Genomic DNA, 8,337 nt, shown 5'->3' on the forward strand with positions numbered 1-8,337 from the left:
CGCTCACGCCGCGCCGCCTGCGAGGCCGGCGCGCCCCGCGGCCTCGGGGCCGCCGCCGCCGCCGTCGATCGCCCCGGTGTCGTCGGCGGTCGCCCAGGCGACGAGCGTGTCGAACTGCCGGGTCAGGTCGTGCTCCCGGCTGCCCATGGGCTCCTTGAAGAAGAAGCCGAGGGCGGGGAGGAGCCCGCCCTCGCCGCGGCGGCGCGCCAGTGCGACCAGCCGCACGAGGTCCAGCACGAGCGGCGCGGCCAGAGCCGAGTCGCAGCCCTGCCAGGTGAACTGGAAGGTCATCCGGTTGCCGAGGAACCCCTCGAACAGCACGTGGTCCCAGGCCGTCTTCCACTCGGTCATCTCGGGCACGTTGTCGATGTGGACCAGCCCCTCGACGGGGTGGCCCAGGATGTCCTGCACCGCGCGGGCCTTGGTCTCCGTCTTGGAGCGTGCGGCGTCCGGGTCGGCGAGCGTGGCGCCGTCGCCACCGCCCAGCAGGTTGGTGCCCGACCAGGCCCGGACCCGCAGCGCGCGATGGAGGAACATCGGGGCCAGCGCCGTCTTGACCAGCGTCTCCCCGGTCTTGCCGTCGCGGCCCGCGTAGGGGACGCCGGCCTCGCGCGCGAACTCGTCGAGCGCCGGCAGCGATGCGCCCACGGAGGGTGTGAAGTTCACGTAGCCGCAACCCGCTTCGAACGCCGCGTAGGCGTAGAGGGCGCTGGGCGGCAGGATCTCGGCTCCCGACTCCAGGGCGGCGCGCAGTTCGGCCAGGGACCGGTGAGCGGCGTGCGGCTCGACCGGGGCCTCGGTGGAGGCCAGGTTGACGACGACGACCTGTTCGAGGGAGTTGCGCTCACGGAACGACGCGAGGTCAGCGGCGAGACGGGTGACGGTCGCCCACTGGCTGCCGTCGTCGTCCTCACCGGCGGCGCCCGCGCCGGGGCGTATCTCCTCCTCCGCGGCCCGCAGCGCGTCCTCGACCTGCGGCAGCAGGTGGGCGGGGAAGACCCCGGCGTCCGCGAGCTGGGCCGCGCGCTTGGTCAGTGGGACACCGACCATGTCATGTCCACCGAATACCAGTTCGGCGTGGTGCGGCATCGCGGCGTCGCGGAAGAAGGGGAGTTCGGTGACGCAGCCGGTCGGTGAGGCCAGCTTCCCGGCCAGCGCGGCGGCGCCGACGGCGACCGTGGTGGCGACCGAACCGCGGGCGCCGACGATCCAGATGCCGACGTTCGTGGAGTCCGCCGGAGCGGACGGAGCGTGGTGTGCAGACATGGGGGCACGCCTCCAGTGGGACGGATATCCGCTGGTCCGGGGCCGGTTACCCGGTCCCGAGCGATCATGGAATTATACATCTGACCTTACATATGGACCCCGTTCGTCATGCGCTGATTTTCTTGCCGAAACCCGCTCCGACCAGCGCCCCCGTGCTTCGCGGGGCGGAGGTGCGGACGGTGGGGCGCAGGCCGGGGACGACGGTGCGCGCTGGTCGCACGCCGAGGGTGAACCCGCCCGCCCCGCAACGGTGTTCACCACACGTCCGCGGCGCCGTCGCCGAGCCACTAGGCTGGCCGGTCCGGTGTGAGCGCGTCCGCCGGTCCCGGCCGCCGGACCCCACCGCGGCCCGGCCCCGCCGCCACGCACCACAGCAGGGAGCCAGACATGGGCACGACCGACGCATCGCCCACCACCACGCAGGACCGGCCCCACGCCCACGCCGGCCCCGTCGTGCCCCGGATGGTGCTCGGCCTGCGGCTGCGCCGCCTCCGGGAGGCGCGGGGCATCTCCCAGGAGGAGGCGGGCGCCGTCATCGGCGCCTCGCACTCCAAGATCTGCCGCCTCGAACTCGGCCGCACCGGCTGCAAGCCACGCGATGTGTCCGACCTGCTCGCCCTCTACGGGCTCCGCGACCCCGCCGCGTGCGAAGCCGTGCTCGCGCTCGCCGCGCAGGCCAACCGGCCGGGGTGGTGGCACACCTACGCCGACCTCCTCACCGACAGCGCCCAGGCGTACCTGGGCATCGAGCAGGCCGCCTCCGTCATCCGCTGCTGGACCCCGCAGACCATCCCGGTGCTTCTCCGCACCCCCGACTACGCGCGGGCCGTCTCCCGCGCCACGCACCGCGGGGCCGACGACGCCGAGATCACCCGCCGGGTCGACCTGGAGATGCACCGCTCCCGCGTGCTGGACGGTGCCTCGGCGGCACGGTTCTGGGCCGTGGTGGACGAGGCCGCGCTGCGTCGACCCGCCGCCGACACCGAGACCATGCGCGGCCAACTGAGGCACCTCGGGGAGATGGCGGCTCTGCCCCACGTCACCGTGCAGATCCTGCCGTTCGACGCGGGGTGCCACGCCGGGCTCGGCGGCCCGGTGACCTTGGCCCGCCTCGCCGGCGGGTTGCTGCCCGACGTCGCCTTCGTCGAACACCACGGCACCGTCGCCCAGCTCGACCGGCCCGCCGAGGTCGAGCTGCTCTGGGACGTCGTCAACCACCTCGCGGTGCAGGCCGCCGCGCCCGCGGAGACCCCCGCCGTCCTCGCGCGGCTGCTCGACGGAAGCTGACCTCGGCCCGGCCGCGCGGCGACCGACCCGGTCGGCGACGGCCGCCCGGGGACCGGCGTCACTCCCGGGCGGCGGGTCCCCGGTCGGCGGTGGCGGTACCGGGGGCCGGGTCGGTCCCGCTGTCTCCGGTGATCTCCTCGACCTCGCGGCGCAGCTGCTCGCAGGTGTCGCGCAGCAGCCGCGAGACGTGCATCTGCGAGATCTCCAGCTGGTCGGCGATGGACCGCTGCGTCATGTCGCAGTAGAAGCGGAGATAGAGGATGCGACGCTGCCGCTCGGCGAGCCGGTCCAGCCCCGGTCGCACGGCCTCCCGCCGGACCACCTGCTGGAACCCGGGGTCCACGCTGCCGAGCGTCGCCAGCAGGGTGTGGCCGCCGCCGGGCGAGGTGGGGTCGGAGTCCAGCGAGAGCACCGAGTAGCACTCCAGAGCGGCCAGGCCCGACCGGACCTCCTGCGGGGTGAGCCCGGTGTGGGCGGAGAGCGTGCCGATACCCGGCACCCCGCCGTGGTCGCCGGTGTCGAGTTCGCGTACCGCCTCGCGTACCGACCGGCGCAGCTCCTGCACGCGGCGCGGGACGTGGACGTCCCAGGTGCAGTCGCGGAAGTGGCGCTTGATCTCCCCGACGATCATCGGGACGGCGTAGCTCTCGAAGGCGTTGCCGCGCTCGGGGCGGAACCGCAGCACCGCCTTGGTCAGGCCCAGCGCCGCGACCTGCTCCAGGTCCTCGGCGTCCTCGCCCCGTCCCTGGTAGCGCCGGGCCAGCCGCCGTGCCATGGGGAGCCAGGCGCGGACGATGCGACCGGTGAGCAGCTCGCGGTCGGCCCCGTCGGACAGGGTGGCCAACAACGCCTGCTCCCGTGAGGTGTCGGGTGCGTCGTCGTGCGGATGACGGCCGCGCCGTGGCACGGCCCTGGCCGGACGGGCGGTGTCGTTCATCGGGCTGCTCCCGGGCGGGCGGACGGCAGCCGGTCGGTCGTGGTGCCGGCCGGCGTCGGCGGATCACCGGCCTCGGCGGCGCGGCGGTCCCCCACCCACCATGGCGCGTCACGGGCCGTCCGTCCTGCGCAGTCGGTCCGGAGGGATGACGGCGGCCGTCGGACGGGCGTGAGGGGCGACCTCTCCGCCGCCCTGCGGCGCGGGAGGTGTGCGACGCCGCGCCGCCGGTACCGGATACGGACGCCGGGCGATTAGAACGCGCGGGCCGGGGCACCCGTCGTGTCCGCGTCGCGCGGCGACGCACCCACGGCCCGAAGGCAGGCACCCGATGACCGTACCGACACCCCCGCCCGACGGCCCGGGACCGGTTCCCCCGCCGGAGCCCGTGCCGCAACCCGGTCCGGCGCCGGCGCCCGAGCCCGACCCCGGCCCGCCGCATCCCGCGCCGGCGCCGACTCCCGGCCCCCCGCCGGAGCCGGACCCGGGACCGGGGCCCCATCCGGTGCCCTGAGCGCGACGCTGCGGGGGCGGCCGACGGCAATGCCGCCCTCGGCCGCCCCCCTGCGTCCGGTTGTTCGACCGGGAGCGGGCGGATCAGCCCGGTCCGCCGTTGGCGATGATCCAGACGGCGTAGCAGACGAAGAAGCCGACCACCAGCGCGACCGTCACGAAGAGGGCAGTGAGCGGGCCGCCGGCCCAGCCTCGGGTCGGGTTGTCGGTGTCCGGCGGGCCGCTCTCCGACATGCTGCCCTCGGCGGGGGGCGTGTCGCCGACCTCCTGCGCGCCGGCTGCGTCGACGCCCGCGATGTCCCGCGGGTCCGGGTCCTGACTCTGTGGGTTCATCGCCCACGGGTAACCCGTTCCCCCCGGTTGACACATCCGCCCACCGGACGGCTCGGCGGGAGTGCCGGGGCTCGTACCGACGCCGCCGCGCCGGGGGTTACTCCGGTGGAGCGAAGGCACCGTGCCGGTTCGGACAGATTCATCCCCTTGTCGTGCACCTGTCTGACTGTTCTGGTGGCCACGCCCCGGCGTGCGCCCCGGCTTCCCCGCAAAACTTCCGCACTTGCGATGCATCAAGTGGGTTCGCGTGGGCAATGATTGGGGTCGCGCCGTCCTCACGGTGCAATCGCACGAGAGCGGGAGGAGGGCCGTTCCCCGGACGGCGCAGTGGCGCCGAGGCGGGGGGACCCTCACCCTGTGCGGTACTTCCTCGCAGGTCACAAGCGTTTGGAGCACACTTCCATGGAGTCCTTCGCCAACGGAGTCCCGGCCACCGATATCGAGGGTGTCACCTGGGTGAAGAGCAGTGCGAGCAACCCCGAGGGCAACTGCGTTGAAATCGCACAGCTCGTGGACGGGGGGTTCGCGGTGCGCAATTCCCGCCACCCCGAGGGGCCGGCGCTCGTTTACACGCGTGACGAGATCGCCGCGTTCGTCGAAGGAGCACGACGTGGGGACTTCGGCTTCGTGAGTGGCTGAAACTGACCGGCGCTCTCAGGTCGGCGCCCCCACCCGGCCGCATCCGGAGATACTGACGATCGCGAAGTCCGCAGTCGAAGGAGCTCCAGGTGGACCGTCCGGACCGTCAGGACCGCACAGTAGTAGCGCTCGATCTCGCACGAGCCGACCAGGACGCCGGAGGTCCCGTCGCCGCAGGCAAGGTGCTCGGCACCTACCTGCGGCGGCTCCGCATGGACCACGGCTACCTCCTCAAGGAGGTGGCGCCGGTGATCAAGGCGTCGCCCGCGAAGGTGTCTCGGCTGGAGCGAGGTGAGAGCCCCGCGAAGCGCAAGGACGTGCTCGACCTGCTGGAGTTCTACGGGGTCACCGACTCCGAGGAGCGCGAGGGCATCGCCGGTCTGCTGAAGCAGTCCGGCGACCGGGCCTGGTACCACCAGTTCAGCGACGTGATGCCCGGCTGGCTGGAGCGGCTGATCGGCATGGAGGCCGCCGCCGACGAGATCCGCACGTACGAGATGCAGTACGTGCCCGGGCTGCTCCAGACCCCCGACTACGCCCGCGCCGTGGTCTCGCTCGCCTTCCCGGACCCCTCGGCGTTCCACATCGAACGCCGGGTGGAACTGCGCCTCGAACGCCAGCGGTTGCTCCAGTCCGCCGGCGCGCCGCGGATGGTGGCCCTGCTCGACGAGGGCGTCCTGATGCGACCCATCGGCGGCGCCACCGTGATGCGTGGACAACTGCGGCACCTGCAGAACCTCGCCGACACCGCGCGGGGCATCAACATCCGCATCATCCCCTTCACCGCGGCTGCCGGCAGCACCGCGCCCAACGCGGGCGTCACCTACCTCAAGTTCCCGGCCGGGGGGCCGGAGGAGATGGTGTACCTGGAGCAGTTGCACGGCGCCCGCTACCTCAGCTCCCAGCGCGAGGTGGAGGCCTACCGCCAGACCTTCCTGCTCATGGCCGACGCCGCTCTGGACCGTGAGGGCACCCTCGACCGGCTGCAGCGCGCGATCGACGCGACGCGGGACTGACACCGCGACGGGCCCCGCTCCGGGGGACGCGGACACGCGGAGGGCGCCGACCCCGCCGGGGTCGGCGCCCTCCGCACGTCCGCGCCGGGGTGCGTGCCGCCGGTCAGGGCTTGCGCGCGAGCGCCCCGTACTCGATCCACTCCTGCGTGGCCTGTCGGGGCGAGACGTCGCTGTCGGGCTGCCAGAGCGAGACGTCCGTCGGCTCGTCCACCAGCTCCAGCCCCTCGAAGTAACGGTTCACCTCGTCGAAGGAGCGGACCCGGCCCCAGGTCCCGCCGGTGGTCTCGCGCATGAACTCGGTCACCGACTCGCGCACGTCCGGGTCGTCGCTCGCCAGCTGGCAGATCACGACGTAGCTGCCGGACGGCAGCCGGTCCACCACGCGCCGCACGAGCCCCCAGGGGTCGTCGCTGTCGGGGATGCAGTGCAGCACACTCACGAAGAGCGCCGCCACCGGCTGGTCGAGGTCCAGCAGTTCACGCGTATCGGCGTGCGCGAAGATGCCGTCCGTGTCCCGCATGTCGGCCTGGATGACGGCGGTCCGGTCGTTCTCGTCCAGGGCCGCGCGGCCGTGGGCGAGCACCACCGGGTCGTTGTCCACGTAGATCACGTTGCACTTCTCGTCCACGCGCTGCGCGACCTGGTGCACGTTGTCCTGCGTGGGGAGGCCGGAGCCGTGGTCGAGGAACTGCCGTATGCCGTTCGAGGCGAGCCAGTGCACCACGCGCTTCAGGTAGAGCCGGTTGATCACGGCCAGTTCGCGAGTGCTGGGCGCGATGCGGAGCAACTCGTCGCATGCTTCCCGGTCCGAGGCGAAGTTGTCCTTGCCTCCGAGGAGCCAGTCGTACATGCGCGCGACACTGGGCTTGCTGACGTCGACAGTAATGTGAATCTCCCTTGGTAGCCGACCACTTCGCGCGTACCGAGGTCGCGAGGGGCCGCCCGCCGGGGTTGTACGCCGGACGGGTGGCCCATGCTAGGCGCGGCCGTTCGGGCCCGACCAGCGGTGCGGTGGGCGGCCCTCCGGATCAGGGGCGCGATTCGGCCAGCGCCGCGCGCTGCGGCCCGCTGGGCGTACGCCGGACCGTTCGGGGAGGTCTCACAGCACCGGGCTACGGCTGGAATATGCCGCAGGAATGTCCCTCGGGGGCGAGCCGACGCTCGGCTGCCCGCAGGTCGGCCAGCAGGCGGGTGCGGGGTACCCCGATCAGGTCGGCGGCCTCGTCCGTCGACAGCCGCAGGCAGTGGACGAGGGAGAGGGCGTCGGCGTGACGCGCGGAGAGGCGCGGCCGTCGGGCTGCGGGGCGCCCGTCGCGGCCCGCCTGCACGGCGAGTTCGGTCCGCGAGGTGAGGAAACGCCACGCCGCTGCTGCCGGGCTCTCGCTGCTGATCACCCGGCCCCATTCGCGGGCCAGGTCGGCGAAGGTGGCGTCCACGACGATCCGACCCGCACGCGGCGAACCCAGCCGGAGGGTCGCGTAGTCGAGGTAGGCACCGCGTCGGTAGCCGCAGAAGGCGGCGAAGGAGAGCGTGGTCAGTGTCCTTGGCACATGCGCCCCCTGGCGTGCGGACCGGAGCCGCCGTTCGCTCCCGGTCGTCGGCTCCGCCCGGGTCGGTCCGGTGGCAGCGACGGGTTACGGCCAGGCGACAACGTCCGAAATGATGCTGCGTCCGGGACGTCCCGCGGCCCGTGCGCTGCGGGTGCGGCGCTCCGGGCCGGCCGAGCGCTGGCACCGGCCGTGCGGTCGGCACCGGCCGCCCCCGTCGCACCGGTCGTTGCTGTCGGGTGGTGCCGGGGGTCCGCTCCCGCCGGGAGGTGCGGCCCGCGATGCTGTCGGTTCATGGTTCCGGTCCTCTGCTGTGGGGGCGGCCGGGCCCCGGTCCCGCTGCCGCATCGAGGAGCCCGGGAGTCCCGGGGTGCCGGGGGCGAAACCGTAGCGCCGCCGAAGGACGGTGACCATCCCTGTCGGATCGTGCAAACCGAGGGGGCTTGACGTGGCAACAGGGCGCACGGCCCGGCTCTCCGTGCGCCCAGGTGCGACGGCTCTGCTTCGCCTGTTCGGAAAGCGAGGGGGAGCGGTCTCTTTCAGTCGCCGGGTGGTCGGGCGTGTTCGCGGTCCGGGGCATGCCGCGGTCTCTCACGCGCCCCAGCCGCCCCGGGCGGGCCGGCCCGCCGGACGGTTCATCGGGCGAATGACCCTTTCGGGTGAAGTGCCGTCGTCGGTTATCAACGGGTGGTGCAAATGCGGCGGCGCCGTGCGACGCGGTTGCGTCGCCCCGGCTCGCGGCCCGGCGCCCGAGCGGGGGCGTAGCCGCCGCGGAACGCCGCGGCGGGCGGCCCCCGGGGGC

The 8,337-nt window shown here is 73.4% G+C and carries 8 protein-coding genes; 3 read left to right on the plus strand and 5 right to left on the minus strand.

Going from position 1 to position 8,337, the window contains the following annotated elements:
* Positions 1-3: 3 nt before the first annotated feature.
* Positions 4-1,266, minus strand: coding sequence for an inositol-3-phosphate synthase (locus HCJ92_RS19740; RefSeq protein ID WP_167934960.1), 1,263 nt, complete (start codon positions 1,264-1,266; stop codon positions 4-6).
* A 387-nt stretch (positions 1,267-1,653) separates the two neighbouring features.
* Here HCJ92_RS19740 and HCJ92_RS19745 point away from each other — a divergent pair, with 387 nt between their 5' ends.
* A complete protein-coding gene (locus HCJ92_RS19745) occupies positions 1,654-2,553 on the plus strand; it encodes a helix-turn-helix domain-containing protein (protein WP_167934961.1) in 900 nt (299 codons plus the stop codon).
* 58 nt (positions 2,554-2,611) lie between these two features.
* On the opposite strand, the gene HCJ92_RS19750 is transcribed toward HCJ92_RS19745, so the two are convergent.
* Positions 2,612-3,490 carry a SigB/SigF/SigG family RNA polymerase sigma factor gene (locus HCJ92_RS19750; RefSeq protein ID WP_167934962.1) on the minus strand — a complete coding sequence of 293 codons (879 nt, stop codon included), beginning with the start codon at positions 3,488-3,490 and terminating at the stop codon, positions 2,612-2,614.
* A gap of 594 nt (positions 3,491-4,084) precedes the next feature.
* Complete coding sequence (locus HCJ92_RS19755; RefSeq protein ID WP_167934963.1) at positions 4,085-4,333, minus strand: DUF6480 family protein; 249 nt, start codon at positions 4,331-4,333, stop codon at positions 4,085-4,087.
* 402 nt (positions 4,334-4,735) lie between these two features.
* Here HCJ92_RS19755 and HCJ92_RS19760 point away from each other — a divergent pair, with 402 nt between their 5' ends.
* A complete protein-coding gene (locus HCJ92_RS19760; protein ID WP_167934967.1) occupies positions 4,736-4,972 on the plus strand; it encodes a DUF397 domain-containing protein in 237 nt (78 codons plus the stop codon).
* Positions 4,973-5,061: 89 nt separating this feature from the next.
* Complete coding sequence (locus HCJ92_RS19765) at positions 5,062-5,988, plus strand: Scr1 family TA system antitoxin-like transcriptional regulator (RefSeq protein ID WP_167934964.1); 927 nt, start codon at positions 5,062-5,064, stop codon at positions 5,986-5,988.
* A 103-nt stretch (positions 5,989-6,091) separates the two neighbouring features.
* On the opposite strand, the gene HCJ92_RS19770 is transcribed toward HCJ92_RS19765, so the two are convergent.
* A complete protein-coding gene (locus HCJ92_RS19770; protein ID WP_338054275.1) occupies positions 6,092-6,880 on the minus strand; it encodes an SAM-dependent methyltransferase in 789 nt (262 codons plus the stop codon).
* Between the two features lie 220 nt (positions 6,881-7,100).
* Positions 7,101-7,538 (minus strand): hypothetical protein, encoded by a 438-nt coding sequence (locus tag HCJ92_RS19775; protein ID WP_167934966.1) that lies wholly within the window; start codon positions 7,536-7,538, stop codon positions 7,101-7,103.
* Positions 7,539-8,337 lie beyond the last annotated feature (799 nt).

The organism is Streptomyces spiramenti (genome assembly GCF_012034385.1).
Taxonomy (GTDB): Bacteria; Actinomycetota; Actinomycetes; order Streptomycetales; family Streptomycetaceae; genus Streptomyces; species Streptomyces spiramenti.

Excerpts from the sequence above, each read along its gene's own strand:
- HCJ92_RS19745 (WP_167934961.1), top strand. The coding sequence starts at position 1,654 with ATGGGCACGACCGACGCATCGCCCACCACCACGCAGGACCGGCCCCAC.
- HCJ92_RS19750 (WP_167934962.1), bottom strand. The coding sequence starts at position 3,490 with ATGAACGACACCGCCCGTCCGGCCAGGGCCGTGCCACGGCGCGGCCGT.
- HCJ92_RS19755 (WP_167934963.1), bottom strand. The coding sequence starts at position 4,333 with ATGAACCCACAGAGTCAGGACCCGGACCCGCGGGACATCGCGGGCGTC.
- HCJ92_RS19740 (WP_167934960.1), bottom strand. The coding sequence starts at position 1,266 with ATGTCTGCACACCACGCTCCGTCCGCTCCGGCGGACTCCACGAACGTC.
- HCJ92_RS19760 (WP_167934967.1), top strand. The coding sequence starts at position 4,736 with ATGGAGTCCTTCGCCAACGGAGTCCCGGCCACCGATATCGAGGGTGTC.